The following is a 24,232-nucleotide window of genomic DNA, read 5'->3' as shown; positions in this document are numbered from 1 at the left end:
TTATTAGTCCTTCATTAAATCTTGAATTTTCGCTAAAATTGCTGGAACTTCAGCTTCGGATTTTGCAATTAACAAAATAGTATCGTCCCCTGCTAATGTACCAATAATTTCAGTCCATTTTGCATGGTCGATAGAAAATGCTACAGATTGAGCAGAACCAGGGATTGTATGTAATACAACTTGGTTTAAACTGTGATCAACCTTAATCAAAGAATCTTGGAATAGTCGGTTAATACGACTACGAGATAAAACTACATTTTCCTCTGGAGATAATGCATAACGATAATGTCCATCGCCTGTAGGAATTTTGATTAACATTAATTCCTTAATATCACGAGAAACTGTAGCTTGTGTAACTTCAATACCTTCTTCTAGTAAAGCCGCAGCTAATTCCTCTTGTGTTTCAATCGCCTTGGACTGCACGATCTCTTTAATTTTGTTATAGCGATAGCGTTTCATTTTGAACTCCCTTTTTTAAACCTTGCACATAAAAGAGAATAGTATCTTTCTGATAATATTATACCATATATTCATAATTAATATATGGTATAAATCGCATATATTATACGTCTTATGCATATTATATTAATATTTAAAATATTGTTAATATTCTATATATTGATAACGTGCAAATTCATAGCTCATAAGGTTCATCTATTTATAGGGAATTAATAATTTAAAAATAGAAAAATATACATGTATAATTAAAATCCCCTATAAAGGGGGTTTTACTAACTGAGTATGAGTTTTATTCATAATGAATAAAGATATATTTCGTTTTATCGTTTTTGCAATATAAATAACTCAGGTGGATTATGTATTTGGTTCATCGGATGCCAATGGCATACATTATATATTTTCTGATCTAAATCTGATAAATACGATTTAAGAGACTGCATTTCTTCAAATCCCTCTGTTGTTCCAGGGTAAGCAACTATTGTAATAACTCCAGACTTGGAAAGTTTGTGTAAACCTTCATTTATGGCATCAATGGTTTGGTGAGGTTTTGTTACAACTTGGTGATCTCCTCCAGGTAAATATCCAAGGTTAAAAATCATTAAATCAATAACTTCATCTTTTAATTGATGAGCTACTGCCAAATCATGAGAGTCATGAATAAACGTTAAACTTACTTCTGGTGCAATATCATTTGATTGTAAAAGCTCTTTGCTAGTTTTAATAGCTTTCATTTGAATATCAATTCCATATAGATGGCATGCTTTTTGTGCCCGTTTAGAAAGGTATAAAAGATCATGGCCATTACCACAAGTAGCATCTACTACCACTTTGGCATTTTCCATACATCGATCCCAGATTAAATGTTGGAATTGAACAGCATTGTTAATGTTAATCACAAAACCACCCCACTTGAGATTTGGTTATAACAATTCATCTCGACGAGATGCTAACTTTTTAAATAGTGTACCAAAGAAACATTGATCCTTGAATCGTACAAATAAACAATATACAGGGTTAGAGCTTATATGTAAGGTTTCTTTATTTGTAAAAGTATAGTCAAATGTACCATCAATACAAATATGTAATTGTGGTTCTCTTTCCGGCATTGTAATTTGAATCGTATCATGTTCCTCTAAAACAAGGCTTACACCTTGAATTAAGTGTGGCGCTACTGGGGTGACAATGATGGACCGATTATCTGGTTTCATGATTGGACCACCAGCCGATAGATTATAGCCGGTAGAACCTGTAGCAGAGGAAATAATTAAACCATCCGATGGATACATTTGCGTGTGTTGATTATTAATAGACATATTAATTCGCGCCATTTTAGCAGGCTCAGCACGAGTGATAACAATTTCGTTAATGATAGGAACTAGTTCTTCCTCTTTACCCTTATGACGTTCTATATAAGCATATAAATGTCCACGCTTTTCAATATTATAATCACCATTAGCAATACGTTTAATATGACTTTGCATTTGATGAATTTCAATTTGATTTAAAAAACCTAGTTCGCCAAGATTAATACCACAAACAGGTACATTATATGGATAAATTTGTCTTGCAAGATGGATGATGGTACCATCACCACCAAAACTAAAGGCAATATCTATTTGTTTGAAGATTTCTGGACGACTTAAAATATGAGTTTCAGGAATCTTAAGTACTCGTGCAGGTGCATCTGATTCGAGATCATCTGGCAAAAATACTTCGATACCTTCATCTTTACAAATATGTGCAGCCATTTTTAGAACTGCCATAATATTGCTTTTCCCCATATTGGGGAAGAATCCGATACGCATAGTAATCTCCTATAATGAATGGGCTTCTGCAACCACTGTATCAATCAAAGTATCATCAATGGTTAAGGCCCCTTCTTCGTACTTTTTAAAATAACCTAAAAACTCTATATTGCCTTCCATACCTTTAATTGGTGAGAAAGTTAAGCCATGTGTATACAATCCACAATCATACGCAACGTGTAGAATACGATGTAAAACTTCTTTATGGATTTCACTATCTCGCACTATACCGCCCTTACCAACATTTTCTTTACCAGCCTCAAATTGTGGTTTTATTAAGGCCACAAGTGAGCCCGTATCTTTTAATAAATTAGTAGCTACTGGTAAAACTTTGTCTAAAGAAATAAATGCTACATCAATAGAAATAAAATCAACAAGTTCACCTATTTGTTCAGCGGTAACAGTACGGATATTTTGTTTCTCCATATTAATCACACGTGAATCTTGGCGTAATTTCCAAGCTAATTGATTATATCCTACATCGATGGCAAAGACCTTAGACGCACCGTTTTGTAATGCGCAATCTGTAAAACCACCTGTACTAGCTCCTATATCAATCATCACAGCCCCATGTAAATCGATAGGGTAAGTTTGAATAGCCTTTTCTAATTTAAGTCCTCCACGGCTTACATAAGGTAGGGTATTGCCTTTTACAATAATATTAGCATCCGCAGGAATCTTGGTGCCTGCTTTATCTATGCGCGTAGTATCTATAAAGATAAGCCCCGCCATAATAGCTGCTTTTGCTTTTTCTCTACTTTCAAAAAGGCCTCGATTAACGAGGAGTATATCTAATCGTTCTTTATTGTTCATATTACACCATGATAAATACAATAAAACTGAATAAAGGCCACAAGAATACCGAGAATTAAACCACCAAATACTTCGATAGGTGTATGTCCCAACAACTCTTTTAATGCTTCTTTACGTGTAATGACAACAGGTATATTCTTTTTGGTAAAATAATCTACAATTTGATTAAGTATTTGAGCTTGTCGTCCTGCCTCTAATCGTACACCAGACGCATCATACATAACAACAATTGAAAATACTAAGGATAATATAAATAGATCCGTTACACCATTTTTAAGGTAAATCGCTGTTGTTGTAGCAATTACAAATGATGTATGTGAACTTGGAAAACCACCAGATCCAACAAGGCGCTCTGGTCGGAATTTACCATGTCTTAAGAGTTGCCATACAAATTTGATAGCTTGAGCCGTAAACCAGCCCCAAAATGCAGCTTGTGCGATATAATTATGTGCTATTTGTGGTAATATATCAATCATTGTTTATACCTTCTACAGGTAATACCCATTAATTCGTACGTTCTAAAAGATAATCAATTAATGCTGATAGTATAGTTGTATCATAAGAAACCAAATTTAACGCATCATGAGCTTGGCTACCTACTAAGTAGGCTTGATGTTTTGCTTGCTCTAAACCTAGTAAAGATACATAGGTAGATTTATGTTGGCGAATATCACTACCGGGTGTTTTCCCTAATTCTTCAATAGTACCGGTTACATCTAAAATATCATCAGTAATTTGGAATAATAATCCCAGGCAATTAGAATATTCCATAAGGGCTGTTCGCGTAGTATTATTAGCACTTCCAAGAATAAGACCTAATTCTACAGAAGCGTTAAATAGTGCACCTGTTTTACCAGTATGTAAAACCTTTAATTCTTCTAAAGGAATATGTTTATCTTCACTGAGCAAATCAAAGGCTTGTCCCCCAACCATACCTTCAGGACCAGCCGCAGTAGCAACACATTTTATAGCATCTAGTTTTTGCTGTGCACTAGCAACTGTATTTGAAGTCATCAATTGAAAGGCATATGTTAATAACCCATCACCGGCTAAAATAGCAAGTCCTTCACCGTATACTTTGTGATTGGTCAAATTACCTCTGCGATAATCATCATTATCCATAGCTGGTAAATCATCATGAACTAATGAATACGTATGGATACACTCCATAGCACATAGAAATTCCTTATAATCAGCCGGCTCTTTATGAAGCATTTCTAACACAGCCTTAGTTAAAATAGGTCGTATTCGTTTGCCACCTTGCATTAAACTATAATTCATAGATTCATACAGTTGTTCAAATTCTTGATTTGGGCTATTAAGTACTTCGCCTAACCATTGTTCAATATTTTGTTTGCTAGATGCTAAATAATCTTTGAACATAGAATCTCCTTATTCGCTGATGCGGACTTCTTCGATAATTTGTTGTACTTCATCTTCAACAGAGTCAAGCATTTCAGCACATTCTTTTACCAAAGTTAAGCCCTTTTTATATTGTGATAAAAGCTCAAAAATGGTCATATCCCCATCATCTAATTGCTTAACAATATCTTCTAAGGCCTTATATTTTTTCTCATAACTTTTTAGTGATGCGGCCATCCTTGTGCGCCTCCTTTACCGTAGCAGTAATATAACCATCAGCTAGTGTAACTCGTATATCGTCATTTGGTTGTAATTGGGCAACTGATGTAATAGGTTTGTTATCATGCTCAACCTTTGCAAAACCTTTAATCATCATTTGTAATGGATTTAGCGACTCTAACTGTTGTGCCAATAATGCTAAGCTATGTCTCTCTGCATTACATCGTTCTTTAGTTGCATTAGTTAGAGTTTGTGAAAGCTCTTGTAAGTGTGATTTTTGCTTATGTAAAAATTGTAGAGCTGGAATGCCAAGTTTTCGATTAAAGAGCAATGTTAAATCTGTACGTTTTTGTTGTAGTGTATAGCGTATATATTCGTGTAAATACTCTTCTTTTTCTGTCAGCTGATCTTGTAATATAGTAATTGGAAGTACTGTCATTTCTGTAGCATGGCTAGGCGTAGCCCCCCGTGCATCAGCTACATAATCACATAAGGTGTAATCTGTTTCATGACCTACCGCCGAAATAATCGGTGTATGAGCATTATAAATTGCCTCTACAACAGCTCTATCATTGAAACACCACAAGTCCTCCATAGATCCACCGCCACGACCAACAATGATGACATCAACATCTGGATCAGCATCTGCCGTAGCAATTCCTTTAGCTATAATTGGGCCTGCGGTACTACCTTGTACAGGAACGGAAAACAATTTAAATTGAACTAGTGGATTGCGTTGTTTACTAACATGTAGAATATCATGTAATACAGCACCAGATTGGGATGTAACAATACCAATGCAACTCGCCATATAGGGTAAACCTACTTTATGGCTATCATCAAAGTACCCCAAAGCAGTTAACTCTCGTTTTAAAGCGTCAAATTCAAGCTGTAACGGACTTTTAGCACCTATCAGCATATCTGATGCAATGAGATTTAAACGGCCCATTTTATTGTAAAAGTTAACAGATGCTTTTACAGTTACTAATAAACCATTTTGAATGGCATTAGCTAGTCCCTTTTGCATGACTGTACTAGACCACATTGTCACATCAATAGCAGATTCCTCATCTTTTAAAGAAAAATACATATGACCACTACTATGACGTTTTGCATTAATAATGGTACCACTTACATATACATTCTTTAATAGATATTCACGATCTAAGGTACGTTTTATGAGATTGTTTAATTGTGTAATGGTTAATACATTCACGATTATCCTCTAGATTCTTGTAAATAAGCAGCACCAAAAGCATTACCTGTGGCATTATCAACAGAGAATAGTGGTTGCGCCACATGTAATTGGAGATGATTTCGTTTACAATAGGTTTCCATCCGCTTACGAAGTAAACTATTACTCATCACACCACCTACAGCAATGAGTGCACGTACAGATTTCTCTTTAGTATGATAAGTAATCATTTTTTCTAGAGCATTTCCAATGGAAGTAAAAACAGCTCTAGCTAACTTAGATTTATCCATTTCACCCATAGCGTTATTTATACGTCGCATAGCAGCACTACAAGGACCGGCAAAGCTAATCCATCCGTCTTTTACAGATGATGGCAATGGTTCATATTCTGTAGTTTGTAATGCTAATGCCTCTAAATATTTACCTGCAGGAAATGGTAAGCCTAATGCGACACCTATACGATCAACATATTGCCCCCCTTGTAAATCTTTAGAACCACCAACGATGTGAGATTCAAAAATACCGTTTCCTTGATAATGGCAATATACTAGTTCTGTCGTGCCACCTGATAGATGTAATGCCAAAAATGGCTCATTAGGAATATTTTTTAAATCCCTCAAAGCAGCTAATATATGATTCTCTTGATGTGCAAAAATATGTAAAGGTACATTCATAAGATGACTCAAGGTTTCTCCTTGGCCTAACCCAACCATAAAGGCTGGCATATACGAATTTTCTTCGCGCCGTGGAAAGCCACTAACACCGATACCGCTAATCGATACCTGAGGTAATTCTGACATTAGCTTAGGTAATGCCTTTGTATGCTGAAAGACCATATTTGATTGTTGTAGTCCTCGCTCACCTAGTTTTACCTTTAAGATTTTACGTGCTTCCCCTACTATGTGAAAGTCGCTATCTACAATGGCACAACTTGTAGTGTAACAACTCGTATCAATGCCTAAGTAATATCGTTTCATCATTTACTCTTATTATATGCGTCTAAGATTGCATTAATTAATTTATAAGATGCATCAGAGCCAAAATCTTTAGCTAATTGAATGGCTTCATTAATAGCGATAGATGGCTCTAAAGGTTCCACTTTATTGGTCATTTCCCAAACAGCAATACGTAAGATAGAACGATCCACCTTATCTAAATTTGCTACTTTACGAGATTTACAGAATGGCTGTAATGTAGCATCAATTGCTTCAACATTTGATAGTACACCCTCTATAATACTATTTGCATATGCCTTATCCATTGCTTTATGAATGTTTCCTTCGGGAAATTGAACATCATTTTGATCAGTATGAAATTCATTGGCATATAACATTTGGAATGCGTATTGACGAGCCTCTCGCCGATTTCGCTTAGTTACCATGTAAAACTGGCTCCTTTTCTTTTACAATACCTTCAATATGTACATCAACCTTAATATGATCAAGATCTAGCATATTTTTTAAGGTTTGTTTGATTTCTAATTGCATTTGTTTCGATAATTCAATGAGATTATATCCATACAATGCTTTAATATAAATGTTAATTTCAATAAAACCTTTACGATGCTTTACATTGATACCAGGTAAGCTACGCTGACCAAAAGCATGGGTAATACCCTCTACCAACTCATCGTAAAAGCGTGGGCTTAAAGAATGAATACCAGGAATGGTTCCTAAAGTTTTTGTTGCTACATCAATGATGACAGAATCTGCAATATCAATGGTATCCGTGTCTAAACCATAATTTAATTGATTATCTGAACTCATAGAGATACCTCCTATGGCTGTTGAGGTGTTACTAAATCATCAAAAATAATGTCTTGTACAACTACATCAATAGTTTGAACCTCAATTTCTGTATAAGAGACTAAAGCAGTTTTAATGCGCTCTTGTAGACGTAAAACAACATCAGGAATACGATATCCATACTGAATGCACACATATAGTGTAACTGATATTGCTCCTTCATCGTTAAAGGATATCTTAACACCTTCATGATCGGATTTACGTCTAAAAAAAGTGTTAACGCCATCATTAAAGGTGGAACTCATATGATGAATTCCCTTTGTGTCAAGCGCTGTCATTGTTACAATTGTAGCATATACATCATCATTAATCTTAATCTTACCCGACTCTAGTTCAGTATTTTTCTTGGTCATACTGGCCTCTTTCAAAAAAAGCACCTGTCCCTATATATAATTACATAGACGACAAGTGCTTACAATGCAAATGTTACGATATATGGGGAATAAGATTCCTTGAAAAGATCTTGCCCCAATACATATCAATGAGTATTAGGCACGTTCGATGTATTGTCCTGTACGAGTATCAATACGAAGTACATCATCTACTTCAATGAAGAGAGGTACTTTTACAGTGTAGCCTGTTTCTAATACGGCTGGTTTATTACCACCAGTTGCAGTATCGCCACGGATACCAGGATCTGTTTCAACTACGCGAAGTTCAACAGCTACAGGTAAATCGATACCGATTACGATACCTTGGAAGAACATGATGGATACTTCCATATTTTCAAGAAGGAAGTTTTTAGCATCACCTAATTGTTCAAGGGTAAGTTCAACTTGATCATAAGTTTCGTTATCCATGAATGTATAAGAGCCATCAGATTCATATAAGTATTGCATACGACGACGATCAACATGTGCTTTAGGCACTTTTTCACCTGCATTAAATGTACGCTCAACTACAGAACCAGTTTGCAAGTTTTTCATTTTAGTACGTACGAATGCAGCACCTTTACCTGGTTTAACGTGTTGAAAATCAACTACTTGCCATACATTACCGTCAATTTCAACGGTTACACCTGGACGAAAATCATTACTGGAAATCATCTAACTCTTCTCCTTCTAAATACCTATTTCAATTAACTCTTTTGGACTATGTGTCAACACCTCATAGCCGTCAGATTTGACGATGACACTATCCTCTATTCTCAATCCGATAGTACCTGTTATATAAATGCCAGGTTCTACCGTAATGATCATATTTTCTGTAAATACCGTATCGGATTTAGTATTGGCTACTGGTTCTTCGTGAATCTCAAGACCTACGCCATGTCCAGTACCATGATTAAATTCCTTGGTATATCCATGTTCTTTAATATAATCACGACAAACTGCATCAAGTTCTTTACCAGTAATACCAGCCCGAACTGCAGCTACGCCACGTTTTTGTGCTTCTAAAACTATACCATACAGCTTCTTTTGTAATTCAGAGGCAGGCCCCATTACAATAGTTCTAGTCATATCAGAATGATAACCCTTATATACCGCACCAAAGTCAAAGGTAACAAAATCACCTGCTTCAATGACCTTATCACTGGCTACACCATGAGGCATACTAGAACGATTACCAGAAGCAACAATGGTTGCAAAGGAAGGTTCCTCTGATCCACGTTTTAACATTTCTGATTCTAATATAATGCGCGCTTCGTTTTCTGTCATCCCTACCTTTAGTTGTGGTAGCAAGGCAGCAAAAGCATCATCACCAATTTTAGCAGCTTTACGCAATAAGTCTAATTCGTCTTCACGCTTAACCGCACGTAGTTTTGCAAAATTGATAGATGTAAACTTAAAGCGTTCATCTAATGTATCACATAAAGTTTCATACGTATCCACAGGCATTTGTTTGCCTTCTATACCGAATAAACCTTCGTGAATATGATGTTCATTGAATATATCTACAAGAGTATCCATAACAGTTGTTTCATATTGAATAACTGTGTACCCTTCACATTGTTTTGTTGCTTGTTCAGTATATCTGAAATCAGTAATCATAAAGGCTTTATCTTGAGTAATGATAGCAAAGCCTGTAGTACCAGTAAAGCCTGCAAAATAATGTAGATTTATAGGGCTTATTAAAATGACGCCTGTTAATTCTTGCTCTTTAATATACTGTTGTAGCAGATTTAATCCATTCATAATCTTGCTCCTAGTCTATAAAGTACAATTAATCTTACCATAAAATACCTATATTGAATAGAATTTTATGCTATTTTTTAAAGCCCTCTATCTGTTCAACGGTCAATTCCATTGCAGAACCAACCTCTTCAATGCCACTTAAATCAATATGACCAATCGTAAGACGTTTCAAATATGTTACAGTACCACCTGCAGCACTAATCATGCGCTTAACTTGATGATACTTGCCTTCTTCAATCGTTACATGTACTGAATGTAACGATACAAATTCAATTTCTGCCGGTTTACATTGCGTACCATCTCCAAGAAGAATTCCCTCTTTAATACGTTGTATACCTTCATCAGATAGCGTTCCTTCAAATTCTACGTAATAAACTTTAGGCACATGTTTATTACCATTGATGATAGAGTGTCCCCACACACCATCATTAGTTAATAATAAAAGTCCTTCTGTATCCTTGTCTAATCTGCCTACTGGAACAACTCCCATTTTTATGAATTCTAGAGGGAGTAAATCCATAACAACAGGGTGATTAGAATCTTCTACCGCTGTAACATAGCCCTTTGGCTTATGAAATTTTACATAATATAGTTGAGTAGTACTAACAACCTTACCATCAACAGCAACTATATCAACATCAATATCAATATGAGTATCTTTTTTCGTTGTTATACTGCCATTGATGGTAACTCTTCTATCCTTTATGAGTTGATGGACTTCTTTTCGACTACCATAAGCTTTATTGGCTAATAATTTATCTAGTCGCATTATGCATGACCTTGTAATACATCTACGTGTGCTGTATCATTGAGCAAGTTTAAAATATTATGATCAAATTCTCCCATGCCATTATAGAATATACGATTAATTGCTGTATTACCTTGACTAAAATTCCAACAATGACTAATGGAAATATCTAATAATTTACACAATAATGTTCGTATAGTCCCACCATGACAAGCAATGAGAAGTGTTTCCTCCTCATTATTAACATTGATGAATTCCTCTAGACCTGCCCATGCACGGTCTTGTAAATTCTTAAAGCTTTCACCATTAGGAACCTTAACTAGATGTGGTCGCAAATACATTTCATCTATCAAACCAGGCCAACGATCTTCGATATCTGAAAATAACATAGCTTCCCAATCGCCAAAATTAAGTTCTCGTAAGCGTTTATCTACTGTAATAGGAGTAGTACGTTCACCGCGAATGACTTCAGCTGTAACTAAAGCACGACTCAAATCACTAGATAATATGCGATCAAATTTAACATCTTTAAGAGCCTGACCACATGCCTTTGCTTGATTTAAACCATTTTCATTAAGTGGAACATCTGTGATGCCTTGGTATTTTCCCATTTTGTTCCAATCAGTTTCACCATGGCGCACAATATACAACGTCTTCATAGTCTTCCTATACTTTCAAAATATCTGTTAATTTTTCTACTAACTTAACATTAGTATCATGATCTTTTATTGCAACGCGAACCCATTGATTATTTAATCCCATATAAGAATCACAGTTGCGAACAATCATATTATATTTTTTAAGCGCTTCATTAATCGACTCTGCTGTTATTCCTTCTTGTTCAATGTGGAACAACATAAAATTAGCTGAAGGCGGATATACAGTAATACCATCTATAGTATCTAATGAGTTATACATAAAAAGTTGCTCTTCATGTAATACTTGTTTTGTTCGTTTCACATACTCTACATCATTCAAAGCCGCCTCTGTATAGGATTGAGCTAATGTGTTAACAGACCAAGTGGGAATAAAACTATTTAGTTGCTCAATGATAAGAGGATTGCTGAAAGCAGCACCAATTCGTAGCCCTGGCACGGCATAGAATTTTGTAAAAGAATGAACCACGATAATATTATCAAACTCGTTAACTAGGGAGCGCATGGAGTATTCATTATCTTGTAAGGTATCGTTACCAACAAAATCGATAAAGGACTCATCTATAACAAGTAAACTATTAGCATCTTTCAGCATGCTTGCAATAGTACGAATATGGTTCTTATCAAGTAACGTACCATCTGGATTATTGGGATTACCTAGAAATACAATAATACGACCATCTTGCCCCTTTAACTCAGCTGCAAAAGTTTCTAATGCTAAATAAGGAACCTCAAAATAAGGTTTTCCATGTTCATCTTCCCGTGGTCGATAATAAATATCGCGTACTGGAATTCTACTTGCTTCTAAAGCTGCTTTATATTCAGAAAAACCTGGTGCGGGAACAAAAGCGCCCGTATAGCCAGGTAACCGACAAATTGCATATAATAGCTCTGCCGCTCCATTGCCAACTACAATTTGATTTTTATTCATCCCATAGATATCAGCAATGGCATTTAATATATCATCATTTGTAGCATCCGGATAATGTGATATATATCGCAATTGAGATTCTAATGCAGATAAGCCACGTTGGCTAGGGCCTAGTGGATTGATATTAGCACTAAAGTCAATAACCTCGTATGGTTCAATTCGTTGTTCATGGGCAAACTGAAAAATATTGCCCCCATGTATTTTAGACATACTATTCTCTTTCTATGAAATACTTTATCGTTTAATATAAGTTAATCCTTCATTCGTAGTTTCAACCGTATCTACATAGGTTAATTGTGGCAACTTACGCAAAATCTCATTCTTACAATCATCAATACGACCATAATCAACAGGGAATAATAGTCCCATAATGGTTCCGCTATGAGCGATGATTGTTCCCACACTATTATAAGAATTACCTACATCGTGAAAGTCATATAAATTAGGTTTATATAAAATACGCTGATTGCCAAAGGCACTCAATGTAGCAGCTTGGCCAATGAGCTTTATATCATGCGTTGTAAGACCCTGTTTAAACAAATCAAAGGATTCTTGTATAATAGATTCTTTTTCTAAAATTTTATTTTGTAAATCTGCTTGTTTATTAAAGCTAACTGTATCAATGCTACCGCCTTCGTCAAAAACGAGGATTTTTAAAGGTGGGCACATACCTAATGGCTTAGAGATAGTCCCTTTAATATAATCAAACTGAGTTACACCTTGATAAAAAGAGGCATCTGTAGGCTCTACAGATAGACAAATTTGCTCAAGTTCTTTTAATGATAAATCATAGTCCATGGCCAAAGCTGTAGCCATAGCTGTTACAGAAATATCTGCCGAACTTGAAGCCATGCCTTTTCCTTGTAGAATATCGGATCTTACATACACAGGCGGGCAAATTTGATTTTTCTTTTTTTCTTGGACCAACTCTTGTACTAATTTACGAGCTTGTGCCGATTTTGGTTGAAGTGCACAAAATTCTTTAGAAAAAGGTTGTATTACATTACTCAATGCGTAGGAGTATCGATTAATTGGACATGTCACTAAAAATGACTGACCATCAATAGAACCTTGTAGAAATTCCCCACATGTACCTGGGGCTCTTACATAATAGGTCACATTAAACTCCTTTCACATCAAATAAAGTATACGTTCTAAAAATATTAAAACTTTGAAAATCAAAAATTTAGAGTTAGAACATAGTTGGATTATTAACTACTGTAGCTGATAGTATAGATAAAATTATGCTATATACCAGTATCAATAATACTTCAGTTACTTCCACAACAAATCCATATGTATCACCAGTAGTGCCACCTAACGCTTTTACAATATAGCGGTTTAATAATCGGTTAATAATATACGTAATAATCATGCTAACAATATTGATTTGGAAAATACCTATAGTAGCATATACTAACACACCTAATCCTACCAAATATCCTACATCAGGTGCTGATAAAATTGCATAAGCACCATATAAAAGTGTATATAATACTAAACCGATTAATAGTAATAGAATAGGCATAAAGAACGTAGATATGGTGTTATAAGTAATAACATGTTTAGGTGCTAAATTAGCAAATGCTGCCCCCATCCCCTGTTCTCTAGCATATGGATAGGATCGAATGCTAAAAACCATAGACCAACGGCTCATTAAAGGCATCATAATGAGTGCCATAGGTATAAATTCAGCCGATGGAATCGAAGCTAATAATTGCCATTTCAAAAGTGTAACAAATACAAAAGCAACAACTCCAAAGGAGCCTATACGACTATCTTTCATGATTTCTAGTTTACGTTCTCTTTCACGGCCGGAAAACAAACCATCGCTTGTATCCATCAAACCATCAGCATGAAGGCCACCAGTTATTAAAAACTCAGCCACAACGATAATTAACATCAATGGCATAATTGGAATAAATGGCGACAATACGCCATATAATATAGCCAATATGAGACCAATAATAAGGCCCACATAAGGAAAGGCTACAACAGATTTACCAAAGTCCTCTACAGACCATTCAGTTTGATTTACAATTTTTAAACGCGTTAAAAATTGTAGTGCTATAAAAAAAGGTGTCATTATACATTCATCCCATAGGTAATGACTGTACTAATGATGACCATTAGTATAGTCGTAACATACATCATATAAATTGTTCGAGTAATATGGTTACGGTTTAGCTTTTCAATAGGATCACCCATATATTCACGGAAGGTCATTTTTTTGAAATACTGATTGTAACCACCTAAACGGATATGTAAAGCTCCTGCCACAGGTGCTTCTGCATACCCTCCATTAGGGCTAGGATGTTTTTTTGCATCACGTAAACCGATTTCTATTGCCTTTTTAGCATCAAAGCGTAAAAAGAATGCAGAAATTACAAATAATACAAAGGTAATTCGGGCAGGAATCCAATTTAATATGTCATCAAAGCGTGCAGCTACGCGACCAAAGTACAAGTACTTTTGATTCTTATAGCCTAACATAGAATCCATAGTATTAGCAGTTCTATAAAGAATAGCCCCCATAGGGCCACCGATAATAAAAAAGAAAAAAGGCGCAATAATACCATCTACCGTATTTTCCGCAATCGTTTCCACTGTAGCCCGAGTGATTTCGCTTTCATCTAAGTCTTCCGTATCTCGTCCCACAATCCATGATAAACGTTTGCGAGCATCTACGATATTACCTTGTTTTATTAACTGACTAATGGTAAAACCTGCGCCAGCCAATGAACGTGGAGAAATGGCAATGTAGAGGATCACTACTTCGAAAGCATAGTATACCCATTCGTCTACTACTCCACCTAGCCATAACAATAAAGATACTATGATATATACCGATATAAGAATTAAACCTACTGCAATACCACCGTACCACAATTTCTTCGTATCATTATCAGTGTCTTTATAAAGAACGGCTTCAAAAAAAGATATTATACGTCCAATAATGGCCACTGGATGATATTTACTATTGGGATCTCCAATAATTAAATCCAATAAAAATGCTAAAACTGGTATGCACACAAAGTTATACTTTGAAAACCAGTGAAAAATTGCTAAATGTTCCATATATCTCCTCTACTATCCCAAGGTAGACATAATATAATCCATATCTAGATGTTCCTCCACAATATCAGCTAAGCGATTATATGCCGCATTTTTATGGTCAAAATAATGGAATACTACATCTAATGGTTGTAATCCCTTGCGTTCACGTAATTGATTGATAATAAAACGTCTAAACTCGTCATTATCAAATACACCGTGAATATATGTACCCATTACTTGATGATTACCATCAATAAAACCATCAATAACATTGACAGCCTCTTCACTGCGACTTGTAATTGTAAAGCAACGAGACACCGAATCTGCTAGTGGCGTAGTATCCCCCATATGAATTTCATAGCCTACTAATTTTTCACCCCTGAAAGTACCATTTAAAAACTGTAAATTAGATACATTGAATTGTACTTGATGGGTAGTTTTTTGAGCCTTCATAGTCGTGGAGGATTCAACAAGGCCAAGTCCTTCAATTTCCTCGATATCACCTTCCATATGATGCGGATCATAAATAGTTTTACCTAACATTTGGTTACCGCCACAAACACCGATAATAGGTGTACCTTGAGCAGCCAATTTTTTGATTTCATCAGCAAAGCCTGTATCACGTAAATATGTTAAGTCAGCCAATGTATTTTTAGAACCAGGTAATATAATTAAATCTGGCGTACCGATAACATCTCCAGGGCCTACAAAACGGACAGATACATCTGGCTCATAATTAAGTGCATCAAAGTCTGTAAAATTAGAGATTTTAGGTGTTTGCATAACTACGACCTGAATATCTTTAGTACCACTATTGCGTTTGTTCTCTAATGCAACAGAATCTTCTTCATCAATATCGAGGTTCTCAATGGCAGGAATAACACCTACCACTTTTTTACCTGTTTTTTCTTCAATAAATGTAAGAGCTGGTTCTAATAGTTTGATATCACCACGGAATTTATTGATAACGATACCTTTAATAAGATCGCGTTCTTCTGGTTCTAATAATTCTAAGGTACCAACAATGGACGCAATAGCACCACCTCGGTCAATATCTGCAATGAGAAAAACTGGAGCTTGAGTCATCTTGGCAATACGCATATTTACAATATCATTTGCTTTTAAGTTAACTTCTGCAGGACTACCGGCACCTTCGATAACCATCATATCAAAATTTGAGTCTAAGAAATCAATAGATTCTTTAACCTTATCTAAAGCGGTTAGTGAATATTTTGTATGATATTCTTTGGCACTATATACGCCAACAGGTTTCCCCATCAATACAACTTGAGACGATTGATTTCCTGTAGGTTTTAATAACACAGGATTCATTTGAACAATTGGATCAATACCAGCGGCTTCGGCTTGAGCGACTTGAGCACGGCCAATTTCATCGCCCCATTTTGTCACATAAGAATTGAGGGCCATATTTTGTGCTTTAAAAGGAACGGTCTTAAAACCTTTTCTATAAAAAATACGGCATAATGCAGTACAAAGAATACTTTTACCTACATTAGAACTCGTTCCTTGAAACATGATTTTCTTAGCCATTTATATGAACCTCCTGTGATTTCAATTCAATGGTAACACCACTAATTGTTAAATAGAGTTTATCTGCAACAGAAGCTACTGCTCGATTCACACGACCAGCAATATCTCTAAAATATCTAGCCAGTTTATTATCCGGCACAATACCTAACCCAATTTCATTGGTCACAAATATAACTGTTTTACCTTCACATGATTGTATCGAGTCTAATAAAGTGTCTAATTCTGAAAGTATTGTCTGTTCTAATCTATTAGCATCTTCTTGACCACGAATGGAGCCATAAGCCATCATGTGATTGGTAGTGAACATGGTTAAACAATCTATAAGAATTACATCTGCTGATTGACTGATATTTTCCCATTCATCAGCTAAATGTAAAGGTACTTCAAAATTATTCCATATTTTTCCTCGTCGCTCTTGATGTTTTTTGATGCGATCCACCATTTCCTCATCAAAAGCTTGGCCCGTAGCTACATAAGCTTTTGGCCCCTTTGTAGCCAATGCTAAACGTTCAGCAAATTCACTTTTTCCACTGCGTGCCCCACCGGAACACAATATAATTTGTGATTTCATAATGCACCTATACAAGAATTTATAATTTCAGTATCATTATAAGTATAACAAAGGAGCGATACTATGGAAATTATGAATATGAAACTAAAAATGATGGCTACGCTATGGGATAATACATATCGTGTTGCCATCGATGACGGACAAGGTAAATATATTGGTAATGCACGAGTAGTAGTGAATGTTCCTCTACCACCAGAAGCTTTACCTGAAAATGCACCGCAAGTTGAAGCACAACTATTAGTATTAGTTGAAGACTTTGATTTCGGCGCTGATAAAATTATAAACTTTGAAACAACATTAGCCAATTTATTAAGAGAAAAATTCCGTTATGAAATTCCTCATATCTTCTTTTACTATCCTAGCCCTCAAGATGTTTTAAACCAAACAATTTCACAATAGGTCTATAACGAGCAAAAAGCTATGTAAAATACATAGCTTTTTTTGTTTATTCAGCTCCAAGTTCTTCCTCTACACGACACAAGATAAAGCAAAGGTCGGATAGACGATTTAAGTATTTTAAATTAGATTCGTGAACACTTTCACCAGCGTCTAATACTCGCCATAAAGCGCGTTCCGCACGTCGAGTAATCGTTCTAGCTACATGTAAATAAGCAGAAGATTGTTTTTCACCGGGAATGACAAAACTAGATAAAGGTTCTAACTTTGCATCAAAGCGATCAATAACTTTTTCTAAATGCTTTACATATTGCTCAGTAATTACCGGAGCAGTATTTAAACTTGCAATATCAGCCATTAATGTCCATAAGTTTCGCTCAATATCGTATAATTCAGCAGCAACACGTGGATTTTCAGCATAAGCGCGAGCCAATCCTAAAAAAGCTTGTAATTCATCGATTGTACCATAAGCTTCTACGCGTAAAGATGATTTCTGTACACGTTCTCCCGTGTATAAACCAGTTGTACCAGCATCACCTGTTTTTGTATAAACACTACTTGCCATATGATTACCTCCTATAGATATACATGGATGTAGAAATAAAAGCTAAATGATCCCAACCTTGAGATTATTTGTATTCAGGGAACCAAAGATGAATTTCACGAGCAGCAGCTTCTGGAGAATCAGAAGCATGTACTACGTTAGCATCCATTGTTAGGGCATAGTCACCACGAATACTACCAGGGGCAGCATCTACAGGATTTGTTGCTCCGTTTAAAGCACGTACGGATACAATTGCGTTCTCACCAGCTAACACAAAAGCAAGAACTGGGCCTGATGTAATAAAATCAACTAATTCACCAAAGAATGGCTTTTCCTTATGTTCTGCATAGTGTTCTTCCGCTAATTCACGAGGTACTTGTAAGAGTTTTAATGATTTAATAACAAGGCCTTTACGTTCATAACGGCTAAGGATTTCACCACTTAATTGACGTTTAACTGCATCTGGTTTAATTAAAACTAATGTTTCTTGCATGATACCCTCCAGTAGATACTAATTATAATATTACCTTTTCTTTATACTTTGGATTCATAGCTTGTTTCTTTAACTTTTGAATACGTTCTTCCGTGCGAGGATGTGTACTAAAAAGATTGCTCAAGCTTTCACCAATTCCCATCATAGGGTTAATAATAAACATATGGGCTGTAGCATTACTTGCATTAGGCAATGCACCATGTTTAGAGTAGTAGTCAATTTTTGCAAGTGCAGAAGCCAGTGCTAATGGGTTGCGACACATATCTCCGCCTCCCTCATCAGCTAAAAACTCACGAGTACGGGAAATACTCATCTGAATAAGACCAGCTGCGATAGGTGCAATAATGATCGTACCAAGAAGCGCCAAAGGGTTAGTGCCTTCTCGATCATCGGAGCGCCCAAATATGGCAGTGAATTGAAGTATATTGGCTATCATAGAAATAGCACCAGCCATCATAGCTGCAATTGTACTAATCAATGTATCTCGATTCTTAACATGTGTTAATTCATGTGCAAGCACACCTTCTAATTCTTCATCAGTTAATAGACGTTGGATACCTTCTGTAACAGCAACTGCTGCATGACTAGGATTTCTACCTGTTGCAAATGCATTCGGTACTTCACTGGGAATGATATAAACCTTTGGCATTGGTAAATTACCATTTTTAGTCAATTTCTCTACCATTGCATATAGTTTTGGATTAGACTGTGCAGTAACAGGTTGAGCATTGTATTGGGCTAAAACGATTTTATCGCTGTACCAATAAGACATAAAATTCATACCCATGGATATGACAAACATCATAATCATACCGCTTCTGCCGCCAATCATATCACCAATAACCACTAAAATGGCCGTTAGCGTAGCTAACAAAAGTGTTGTTTTTATATTGTTCATAGTTTCCTCCAATTATTGTTATGGACTATGCCTAACACTATAATTATACCATAAACTATATAATTAACGCTCCAGTTGTATCAGCTTCTAAGCAATATATTTTATTTTCAATCTCATTTGCTGTGAATACAGCCCCCATAGCCTTTGCTACCTCTTGTACATGAGCTTTATCAACATATGCAATTAGAGTAGAACCCGATCCACTGATAGTTGCACCGTAAGCTCCAGCAACTTTTGCGGCTTCAAAAACTTCATCACAATGAGGAATCAATGTCTTACGATAAGGTACATGCAAGTTGTCATCTAAGGCAACAGATAAATTACTTAATTGATGCGTAATTAAGCTTGTTACAAATAATGAAGCATGACTTACATTTTGTACAGCTTCTTTGAATGGAATATGATTTGGTAGCACAGAACGAGCATACTCAGTAGATACCATGACTTCTGGTACTACAACAGCAAAATGTAGCTCCGGAGGAATAGAAATGACCGTGTTTAGTACCTTATTTTTTAAACCTGTAGCACAACATAAATTTCCGTAAATAGCTGGCGCTACATTATCTGGATGACCTTCCATACGATTTGCTATAACCAGTAACTCTTCTTTTGAAAGTGGATGCTTTACTAATGCGTTCGCCAGTAAAAGTCCCCCTACTATAGCCGTACTACTACTACCTAGTCCACGAGAGGGAGGAATCAAGGTTTCAGAAGTTATATGACCATATCGAATTGGTTCTTGAGCAGTAGCAAAAACTTGATCCATAGCGAAACCAATTAGATTCTTTTTAGGATCTTCAGCGCGTAAAATATCTGCACCAAAACCTTCAAAAGTATATGTATATTCTGTAGCATTTTCATCTGGTGTAAAGCTGAATATATTATAAAGATTTAGTGCTAATCCTAAGCAATCAAAACCTGGGCCACAGTTTGCACTAGTGGCAGGTACTTGTACACGAACAGTATTCATAATTAAGCTTCCATAATACGAATAACACTATTAACAGCCTTAACGGAGCGCAAGCTATTAAAAGAGTCTATAAGATTTAAAATATAAGATCTTGGGCATTTAGATGTAACAATGGCAAGAACTGCAGTTTCTGGATCCATATTTCGTTGAACGATGGATAAAACAGAAATTTTTTGTTCTGCTAATTTTGCAGAGATTTTTGCTAGAACACCTGTTTTATTATCCACTGCTAAACGCAAGTAGTAGCTAGATTGGATTTTACCTGGAGAATAAATATCTTTTTGATCATAATAGAACGGTTTCAAGCGCCCTGTTTCATTATAAGAGACATTCTTTGCCACTTCCATTATGTCAGATACTACAGAACTACCTGTCGGTAAGCTACCTGCACCACGACCATATAGCATGACATCATCGATACCATTGCCCTTAACATAAATTGCATTGTAGGATCCTCGAACAGATGCTAATGGATGTGTCGTAGGAATAAATGCAGGATATACATTTAAAGATAATCCTTGAGCAGTTTCTTTAGCAATACCTAATAATTTAATATTGTAACCAAACTCTTTCCCAAATTTTATATCTTCAGTATCAATACAAGTAATACCTTCTACAGTTACATCTTCAAAGAAAATACGACGGTTAAAGCTAATAGATGCAAGGATTGCCAATTTACGAGCTGCATCAAGGCCTTCTACATCAGCTGTAGGATCTGCCTCTGCATATCCTAAATCTTGTGCTTCTTTTAATACATCTTGGTAGCTTAAACCTTCTTCAGACATTTTAGTCAAAATAAAGTTTGTAGTACCATTCATAATACCAATGATTTCAGTAATACGATTACCGGCTAACGATTCATATAATGTGCGGATTATAGGAATACCACCTAGAACAGATGCTTCAAAACGTAGATCTACCCCATTTTTACTCGCTAAGTCTAATAAGTATGGACCAGCTTCTGCTAATAAGTCTTTATTGGCAGTTACCACATTCTTCTTAGCTTTTAAAGCTCCTTCTACGCAATCCTTAGCAAAGCTTGTACCACCCATCAATTCCACTACCATTTGGATGGAATCGTCTTTTAACACTTCATCAATATCAGTTACATATTTAGCTGTTTCTGGTAATGTAATATGACTATATTTTTCTGGATTTCGTACATAAATTTTTGAAATTTCAACATTGACACCTGTACGATTTTTAATTAATTCAGCATTGTCTTGCAATAAGTTAAAAGTACCTTGTGCAACAGTACCAAAACCTAATAAAGCAATTTTTATAGTGGTCATAATCGTCCTACTCTCTTAATTAGCCTATGCTTGGCCTAAAATTTCTACCTTGATAATACCCTTCATAGAGCGAATATCTAGCAATAAATCTTCTAATGAACCTTGTAAATCCTTGGTTTCAAAAGAAATGCTACTATTCGCAATGCCTTGTAATGGAATATCTTGATTAATCGTTAAAATACTACCGTTACGTTCAGCAATGGCTTTCAAAACGCTTGATAACATACCAGATTCATTTGACATAGAAACATAAATACTAACAATTTTCCCTTGAGCAATTTCAAAAAATGGAAAAACATAATCCTTGTATTTATAATACGCAGATCGACTTAAATCCATTTTTTCAACTGCTTCGTTAATTGTTTTAACCTCACCTAGTTTTAGAATTTCTTTTACTTTTATCGTCTTTTTTATAGCCTCTGGTAAAATATCTTCTTGAACCAGATAAAATTTATCTTTTTTTGGTTTAGACATAGAGCACACTCCCTTATTGTTCTCTTGAAGTTTCTTGGGCAACGAATTGTCGTCCATATAATGTTAATACTGCATACATACCGATGAAGAATGGCATATATTCAGCCACAACACGCCATCCTACAGCGATGATGCCCACTGTTCCATTAGGTACAAAGGCACTAAATAATACTACAAATAGACCTTCTGCAATGCCTGTTCCCCCTGGGGTTGGTGCAAAATACAAAATAAGATTTAATAAAATCATGCGATCTAAAATATCGATAATAGGAATATCTGGTGTGAAAGCATACATTAAAGCGGGTGCAATACAATATAAGCATAATAAACTCAAACCAGATTCAATAAAAACTATTAAAGATTGGACAGGTTGTTTATAAAGTAAACCAAGACCTTGATTTAATGTTTCTAATTTAGAAAGCCAATCTTTAGTGTTATGTGCTTTAAATCGTTGTGCTAGATTATAGACAAATTGACGCATATATTTAGTCTGTAATATATAAGTTCCCACTAAGGCCGCTATAACAGCAAGCACGGCAAAAATCAAAAGCATATCACGAGAGATATATGGAATTTCAATAGCATCTCGTAAGAATACTAATGGCAGCATAATGACCAAAAACATAATGGAAAATACGGTACGTATTAATACAATCGGTGTACCTTTAGATATAGGTACGCCATAACTTCTCAACACCAGTACTTGCGCGACAGCACCCCCGCTAGCTCCAGGTGTCAACATAGCCATAAAATAATTACTAAAAATAACTCGTAGCACTGCTCGTATCGATAACTTGTAACCACCAATTTTTACGAGCCTTTGAAGTCGTAATCCATCAAAATACATACCTGCTACTAAAGCAACTACAGCTAATAATAAGGAAATACTATTAAAAGATGATATGGCTTTCAATGCATCTAAATCAATAGTATAGTAAATGATACCAATTGATACAGCCAACAACAAGAGAAACATAAAGATGCCTCTCTTCATCATTTTACTCATACCAAGTCTCCATAATTAATGAGCTCTATATCATGTTGACTTATATATAATCGCGTATGACTGGAACAGAGTGCTTGCAACTCATCTTCCCAATGATAACCCCAATTATAAAGCTTACTAAGAATACTACTATTACTACCTGGGTGAACCATCAATTCATGGGTACCAGAATGTTTATTTACCGCTTTTAGGATACCCATTAGAGATTTCTGATTTATATGGCCTCCATTTACCATGCCCCAAAAATATTGGGTTGTAGTCATACAATTATTTCGTATGATTGGTCGCGCATTAGCCGCAACCGTTGATAAACCAACTTTACCAAGAAATCGAATTGGGGAATACATATAATTCATAAAACCAGTAGACTCATCGGGTATACGTATAGCATGTATACCAAAGGATTTTGCCTGTTCAATCACAATTGGCAATACCGTTGGTAGAACATGCATATGTTGATGTCCATCAATATGAGTTACCCTTAAGCCGGTATCCATTATTTGAGCTATTTGTCCATGAATCTCTTTACGTAATTCACTATAATTGATTTTGCCAGAGTAAATACGTTTAATAAATTCTACATAGTTCTCTGGAAATACACCTTCTGGTGTGAGAAGTGATGAAACTTCTGATGGATCACATACTGGTTTCACCCCACCTACCAAGGTAATATGAATACCAATGCCCAACTTAGGGTTTTGTTTTGCCATACTTACGGCTTCTGTAAAAGCTTCTCCTCCTGCCATTAAAGAGGTACTGGTAATAATACCCCTACGATGACCATCAATAATACCAGCATTAACTGCACTATGAAGGCCAAAATCGTCTGCATTTACAATTAATTTGGACATA

The 24,232-nt window shown here is 35.6% G+C and carries 31 protein-coding genes; 1 reads left to right on the top strand and 30 read right to left on the bottom strand.

Annotation, left to right across the window (positions count from 1 at the left end):
• Positions 1-3: 3 nt before the first annotated feature.
• The 22 genes from argR to cobU form a co-directional block, all read right to left on the bottom strand.
• Positions 4-459, bottom strand: a complete 456-nt coding sequence (argR, locus tag HMPREF0874_RS01605; protein WP_004695825.1) for an arginine repressor — start codon at positions 457-459, stop codon at positions 4-6.
• A 320-nt stretch (positions 460-779) separates the two neighbouring features.
• Entirely contained in the window at positions 780-1,355 is a 576-nt protein-coding gene (locus tag HMPREF0874_RS01600) for a class I SAM-dependent methyltransferase (protein WP_004695822.1), read from the bottom strand.
• 24 nt (positions 1,356-1,379) lie between these two features.
• Positions 1,380-2,264: an NAD(+)/NADH kinase gene (locus HMPREF0874_RS01595; RefSeq protein WP_004697273.1), complete on the bottom strand. Its 885-nt coding sequence runs from the start codon at positions 2,262-2,264 to the stop codon at positions 1,380-1,382.
• Positions 2,265-2,273: 9 nt separating this feature from the next.
• Complete coding sequence (locus tag HMPREF0874_RS01590; protein ID WP_008600935.1) at positions 2,274-3,077, bottom strand: TlyA family RNA methyltransferase; 804 nt, start codon at positions 3,075-3,077, stop codon at positions 2,274-2,276.
• Positions 3,074-3,553 (bottom strand): divergent PAP2 family protein, encoded by a 480-nt coding sequence (locus tag HMPREF0874_RS01585; RefSeq protein WP_004695814.1) that lies wholly within the window; start codon positions 3,551-3,553, stop codon positions 3,074-3,076. Before HMPREF0874_RS01585 ends, HMPREF0874_RS01590 begins: the two co-directional genes overlap by 4 nt.
• Before the next feature lie 28 nt (positions 3,554-3,581).
• Positions 3,582-4,460 carry a polyprenyl synthetase family protein gene (locus HMPREF0874_RS01580; protein WP_008600930.1) on the bottom strand — a complete coding sequence of 293 codons (879 nt, stop codon included), beginning with the start codon at positions 4,458-4,460 and terminating at the stop codon, positions 3,582-3,584.
• A gap of 9 nt (positions 4,461-4,469) precedes the next feature.
• Positions 4,470-4,676, bottom strand: coding sequence for an exodeoxyribonuclease VII small subunit (gene xseB / locus HMPREF0874_RS01575; RefSeq protein WP_008600929.1), 207 nt, complete (start codon positions 4,674-4,676; stop codon positions 4,470-4,472).
• The gene (gene xseA / locus HMPREF0874_RS01570; RefSeq protein WP_008600927.1) at positions 4,651-5,874 is read right to left on the bottom strand and encodes an exodeoxyribonuclease VII large subunit; all 1,224 of its coding nucleotides are present in this window, start codon (positions 5,872-5,874) and stop codon (positions 4,651-4,653) included. Before xseA ends, xseB begins: the two co-directional genes overlap by 26 nt.
• Positions 5,875-5,876: 2 nt before the next feature.
• The gene (locus tag HMPREF0874_RS01565; protein WP_039964949.1) at positions 5,877-6,830 is read right to left on the bottom strand and encodes a metallohydrolase; all 954 of its coding nucleotides are present in this window, start codon (positions 6,828-6,830) and stop codon (positions 5,877-5,879) included.
• Positions 6,830-7,234: a transcription antitermination factor NusB gene (gene nusB / locus HMPREF0874_RS01560; RefSeq protein WP_008600923.1), complete on the bottom strand. Its 405-nt coding sequence runs from the start codon at positions 7,232-7,234 to the stop codon at positions 6,830-6,832. Before nusB ends, HMPREF0874_RS01565 begins: the two co-directional genes overlap by 1 nt.
• Positions 7,224-7,619, bottom strand: a complete 396-nt coding sequence (locus HMPREF0874_RS01555; RefSeq protein ID WP_008600921.1) for an Asp23/Gls24 family envelope stress response protein — start codon at positions 7,617-7,619, stop codon at positions 7,224-7,226. The genes nusB and HMPREF0874_RS01555 overlap by 11 nt, the downstream gene beginning before the upstream one ends.
• Positions 7,620-7,630: 11 nt before the next feature.
• The gene (locus HMPREF0874_RS01550; RefSeq protein WP_004695801.1) at positions 7,631-8,011 is read right to left on the bottom strand and encodes an Asp23/Gls24 family envelope stress response protein; all 381 of its coding nucleotides are present in this window, start codon (positions 8,009-8,011) and stop codon (positions 7,631-7,633) included.
• A 135-nt stretch (positions 8,012-8,146) separates the two neighbouring features.
• Positions 8,147-8,704: an elongation factor P gene (gene efp, locus HMPREF0874_RS01545; RefSeq protein ID WP_004695799.1), complete on the bottom strand. Its 558-nt coding sequence runs from the start codon at positions 8,702-8,704 to the stop codon at positions 8,147-8,149.
• A 15-nt stretch (positions 8,705-8,719) separates the two neighbouring features.
• Positions 8,720-9,793 (bottom strand): Xaa-Pro peptidase family protein, encoded by a 1,074-nt coding sequence (locus HMPREF0874_RS01540; protein WP_008600917.1) that lies wholly within the window; start codon positions 9,791-9,793, stop codon positions 8,720-8,722.
• A gap of 70 nt (positions 9,794-9,863) precedes the next feature.
• Positions 9,864-10,562 carry a pseudouridine synthase gene (locus HMPREF0874_RS01535; RefSeq protein ID WP_008600915.1) on the bottom strand — a complete coding sequence of 233 codons (699 nt, stop codon included), beginning with the start codon at positions 10,560-10,562 and terminating at the stop codon, positions 9,864-9,866.
• Positions 10,562-11,200, bottom strand: a complete 639-nt coding sequence (cobC, locus tag HMPREF0874_RS01530) for an alpha-ribazole phosphatase (protein ID WP_004697091.1) — start codon at positions 11,198-11,200, stop codon at positions 10,562-10,564. Before cobC ends, HMPREF0874_RS01535 begins: the two co-directional genes overlap by 1 nt.
• 7 nt (positions 11,201-11,207) lie before the next feature.
• Positions 11,208-12,338, bottom strand: coding sequence for a histidinol-phosphate transaminase (locus tag HMPREF0874_RS01525; protein WP_008600912.1), 1,131 nt, complete (start codon positions 12,336-12,338; stop codon positions 11,208-11,210).
• 24 nt (positions 12,339-12,362) lie between these two features.
• Complete coding sequence (locus HMPREF0874_RS01520; protein ID WP_004695788.1) at positions 12,363-13,247, bottom strand: GHMP kinase; 885 nt, start codon at positions 13,245-13,247, stop codon at positions 12,363-12,365.
• Positions 13,248-13,320: 73 nt separating this feature from the next.
• Positions 13,321-14,214 carry an adenosylcobinamide-GDP ribazoletransferase gene (cobS, locus tag HMPREF0874_RS01515; protein WP_004695787.1) on the bottom strand — a complete coding sequence of 298 codons (894 nt, stop codon included), beginning with the start codon at positions 14,212-14,214 and terminating at the stop codon, positions 13,321-13,323.
• Positions 14,214-15,206: an adenosylcobinamide-phosphate synthase CbiB gene (gene cbiB, locus HMPREF0874_RS01510; protein ID WP_004695785.1), complete on the bottom strand. Its 993-nt coding sequence runs from the start codon at positions 15,204-15,206 to the stop codon at positions 14,214-14,216. The genes cobS and cbiB overlap by 1 nt, the downstream gene beginning before the upstream one ends.
• A 12-nt stretch (positions 15,207-15,218) precedes the next feature.
• Positions 15,219-16,736, bottom strand: coding sequence for a cobyric acid synthase (locus tag HMPREF0874_RS01505; protein WP_004695784.1), 1,518 nt, complete (start codon positions 16,734-16,736; stop codon positions 15,219-15,221).
• Positions 16,729-17,307, bottom strand: a complete 579-nt coding sequence (gene cobU, locus HMPREF0874_RS01500) for a bifunctional adenosylcobinamide kinase/adenosylcobinamide-phosphate guanylyltransferase (RefSeq protein WP_004695782.1) — start codon at positions 17,305-17,307, stop codon at positions 16,729-16,731. Before cobU ends, HMPREF0874_RS01505 begins: the two co-directional genes overlap by 8 nt.
• A 63-nt stretch (positions 17,308-17,370) precedes the next feature.
• On the opposite strand from cobU, the gene HMPREF0874_RS01495 reads away from it, so the two are divergent.
• Entirely contained in the window at positions 17,371-17,706 is a 336-nt protein-coding gene (locus HMPREF0874_RS01495; protein ID WP_008600907.1) for a hypothetical protein, read from the top strand.
• Between the two features lie 46 nt (positions 17,707-17,752).
• Here HMPREF0874_RS01495 and HMPREF0874_RS01490 read toward each other — a convergent pair whose 3' ends face one another.
• From HMPREF0874_RS01490 to HMPREF0874_RS01455, 8 genes are all read right to left on the bottom strand, one after another.
• Positions 17,753-18,268, bottom strand: coding sequence for a cob(I)yrinic acid a,c-diamide adenosyltransferase (locus HMPREF0874_RS01490; RefSeq protein ID WP_004695779.1), 516 nt, complete (start codon positions 18,266-18,268; stop codon positions 17,753-17,755).
• Positions 18,269-18,332: 64 nt separating this feature from the next.
• A complete protein-coding gene (gene ndk, locus HMPREF0874_RS01485; protein ID WP_038125354.1) occupies positions 18,333-18,740 on the bottom strand; it encodes a nucleoside-diphosphate kinase in 408 nt (135 codons plus the stop codon).
• Positions 18,741-18,762: 22 nt separating this feature from the next.
• A complete protein-coding gene (htpX, locus tag HMPREF0874_RS01480) occupies positions 18,763-19,638 on the bottom strand; it encodes a zinc metalloprotease HtpX (RefSeq protein WP_004695776.1) in 876 nt (291 codons plus the stop codon).
• A 55-nt stretch (positions 19,639-19,693) separates the two neighbouring features.
• Entirely contained in the window at positions 19,694-20,608 is a 915-nt protein-coding gene (gene thrB / locus HMPREF0874_RS01475; RefSeq protein ID WP_004695774.1) for a homoserine kinase, read from the bottom strand.
• A gap of 2 nt (positions 20,609-20,610) precedes the next feature.
• A complete protein-coding gene (locus HMPREF0874_RS01470) occupies positions 20,611-21,900 on the bottom strand; it encodes a homoserine dehydrogenase (RefSeq protein ID WP_004695772.1) in 1,290 nt (429 codons plus the stop codon).
• A 24-nt stretch (positions 21,901-21,924) separates the two neighbouring features.
• A complete protein-coding gene (locus HMPREF0874_RS01465; RefSeq protein ID WP_004695770.1) occupies positions 21,925-22,374 on the bottom strand; it encodes an ACT domain-containing protein in 450 nt (149 codons plus the stop codon).
• A 13-nt stretch (positions 22,375-22,387) separates the two neighbouring features.
• Positions 22,388-23,380: a lysylphosphatidylglycerol synthase transmembrane domain-containing protein gene (locus tag HMPREF0874_RS01460; protein ID WP_004695768.1), complete on the bottom strand. Its 993-nt coding sequence runs from the start codon at positions 23,378-23,380 to the stop codon at positions 22,388-22,390.
• Positions 23,377-24,231: a ChbG/HpnK family deacetylase gene (locus HMPREF0874_RS01455; RefSeq protein WP_004695765.1), complete on the bottom strand. Its 855-nt coding sequence runs from the start codon at positions 24,229-24,231 to the stop codon at positions 23,377-23,379. Before HMPREF0874_RS01455 ends, HMPREF0874_RS01460 begins: the two co-directional genes overlap by 4 nt.
• Position 24,232 lies beyond the last annotated feature (1 nt).

The sequence above is a fragment of the Veillonella sp. 6_1_27 genome (genome assembly GCF_000163735.1).
Lineage (GTDB): Bacteria > Bacillota > Negativicutes > Veillonellales > Veillonellaceae > Veillonella > Veillonella parvula_A.
Note: the sequence above shows the minus strand (reverse complement) of the source record. Positions and strands in the feature narration are given on the sequence as shown.

Excerpts from the sequence above, each read along its gene's own strand:
- HMPREF0874_RS01585 (WP_004695814.1), bottom strand. The coding sequence starts at position 3,553 with ATGATTGATATATTACCACAAATAGCACATAATTATATCGCACAAGCT.
- ndk (WP_038125354.1), bottom strand. The coding sequence starts at position 18,740 with ATGCAAGAAACATTAGTTTTAATTAAACCAGATGCAGTTAAACGTCAA.
- HMPREF0874_RS01505 (WP_004695784.1), bottom strand. The coding sequence starts at position 16,736 with ATGGCTAAGAAAATCATGTTTCAAGGAACGAGTTCTAATGTAGGTAAA.
- HMPREF0874_RS01465 (WP_004695770.1), bottom strand. The coding sequence starts at position 22,374 with ATGTCTAAACCAAAAAAAGATAAATTTTATCTGGTTCAAGAAGATATT.
- xseB (WP_008600929.1), bottom strand. The coding sequence starts at position 4,676 with ATGGCCGCATCACTAAAAAGTTATGAGAAAAAATATAAGGCCTTAGAA.
- HMPREF0874_RS01540 (WP_008600917.1), bottom strand. The coding sequence starts at position 9,793 with ATGAATGGATTAAATCTGCTACAACAGTATATTAAAGAGCAAGAATTA.
- cobC (WP_004697091.1), bottom strand. The coding sequence starts at position 11,200 with ATGAAGACGTTGTATATTGTGCGCCATGGTGAAACTGATTGGAACAAA.
- HMPREF0874_RS01580 (WP_008600930.1), bottom strand. The coding sequence starts at position 4,460 with ATGTTCAAAGATTATTTAGCATCTAGCAAACAAAATATTGAACAATGG.
- HMPREF0874_RS01455 (WP_004695765.1), bottom strand. The coding sequence starts at position 24,231 with ATGTCCAAATTAATTGTAAATGCAGACGATTTTGGCCTTCATAGTGCA.
- HMPREF0874_RS01490 (WP_004695779.1), bottom strand. The coding sequence starts at position 18,268 with ATGGCAAGTAGTGTTTATACAAAAACAGGTGATGCTGGTACAACTGGT.
- argR (WP_004695825.1), bottom strand. The coding sequence starts at position 459 with ATGAAACGCTATCGCTATAACAAAATTAAAGAGATCGTGCAGTCCAAG.
- HMPREF0874_RS01525 (WP_008600912.1), bottom strand. The coding sequence starts at position 12,338 with ATGTCTAAAATACATGGGGGCAATATTTTTCAGTTTGCCCATGAACAA.
- thrB (WP_004695774.1), bottom strand. The coding sequence starts at position 20,608 with ATGAATACTGTTCGTGTACAAGTACCTGCCACTAGTGCAAACTGTGGC.
- htpX (WP_004695776.1), bottom strand. The coding sequence starts at position 19,638 with ATGAACAATATAAAAACAACACTTTTGTTAGCTACGCTAACGGCCATT.
- efp (WP_004695799.1), bottom strand. The coding sequence starts at position 8,704 with ATGATTTCCAGTAATGATTTTCGTCCAGGTGTAACCGTTGAAATTGAC.
- HMPREF0874_RS01595 (WP_004697273.1), bottom strand. The coding sequence starts at position 2,264 with ATGCGTATCGGATTCTTCCCCAATATGGGGAAAAGCAATATTATGGCA.
- HMPREF0874_RS01565 (WP_039964949.1), bottom strand. The coding sequence starts at position 6,830 with ATGAAACGATATTACTTAGGCATTGATACGAGTTGTTACACTACAAGT.
- cobU (WP_004695782.1), bottom strand. The coding sequence starts at position 17,307 with ATGAAATCACAAATTATATTGTGTTCCGGTGGGGCACGCAGTGGAAAA.
- HMPREF0874_RS01555 (WP_008600921.1), bottom strand. The coding sequence starts at position 7,619 with ATGAGTTCAGATAATCAATTAAATTATGGTTTAGACACGGATACCATT.
- HMPREF0874_RS01470 (WP_004695772.1), bottom strand. The coding sequence starts at position 21,900 with ATGACCACTATAAAAATTGCTTTATTAGGTTTTGGTACTGTTGCACAA.
- HMPREF0874_RS01590 (WP_008600935.1), bottom strand. The coding sequence starts at position 3,077 with ATGAACAATAAAGAACGATTAGATATACTCCTCGTTAATCGAGGCCTT.
- HMPREF0874_RS01550 (WP_004695801.1), bottom strand. The coding sequence starts at position 8,011 with ATGACCAAGAAAAATACTGAACTAGAGTCGGGTAAGATTAAGATTAAT.
- nusB (WP_008600923.1), bottom strand. The coding sequence starts at position 7,234 with ATGGTAACTAAGCGAAATCGGCGAGAGGCTCGTCAATACGCATTCCAA.
- cbiB (WP_004695785.1), bottom strand. The coding sequence starts at position 15,206 with ATGGAACATTTAGCAATTTTTCACTGGTTTTCAAAGTATAACTTTGTG.
- HMPREF0874_RS01495 (WP_008600907.1), top strand. The coding sequence starts at position 17,371 with ATGGAAATTATGAATATGAAACTAAAAATGATGGCTACGCTATGGGAT.
- HMPREF0874_RS01535 (WP_008600915.1), bottom strand. The coding sequence starts at position 10,562 with ATGCGACTAGATAAATTATTAGCCAATAAAGCTTATGGTAGTCGAAAA.
- cobS (WP_004695787.1), bottom strand. The coding sequence starts at position 14,214 with ATGACACCTTTTTTTATAGCACTACAATTTTTAACGCGTTTAAAAATT.
- HMPREF0874_RS01460 (WP_004695768.1), bottom strand. The coding sequence starts at position 23,380 with ATGAGTAAAATGATGAAGAGAGGCATCTTTATGTTTCTCTTGTTGTTG.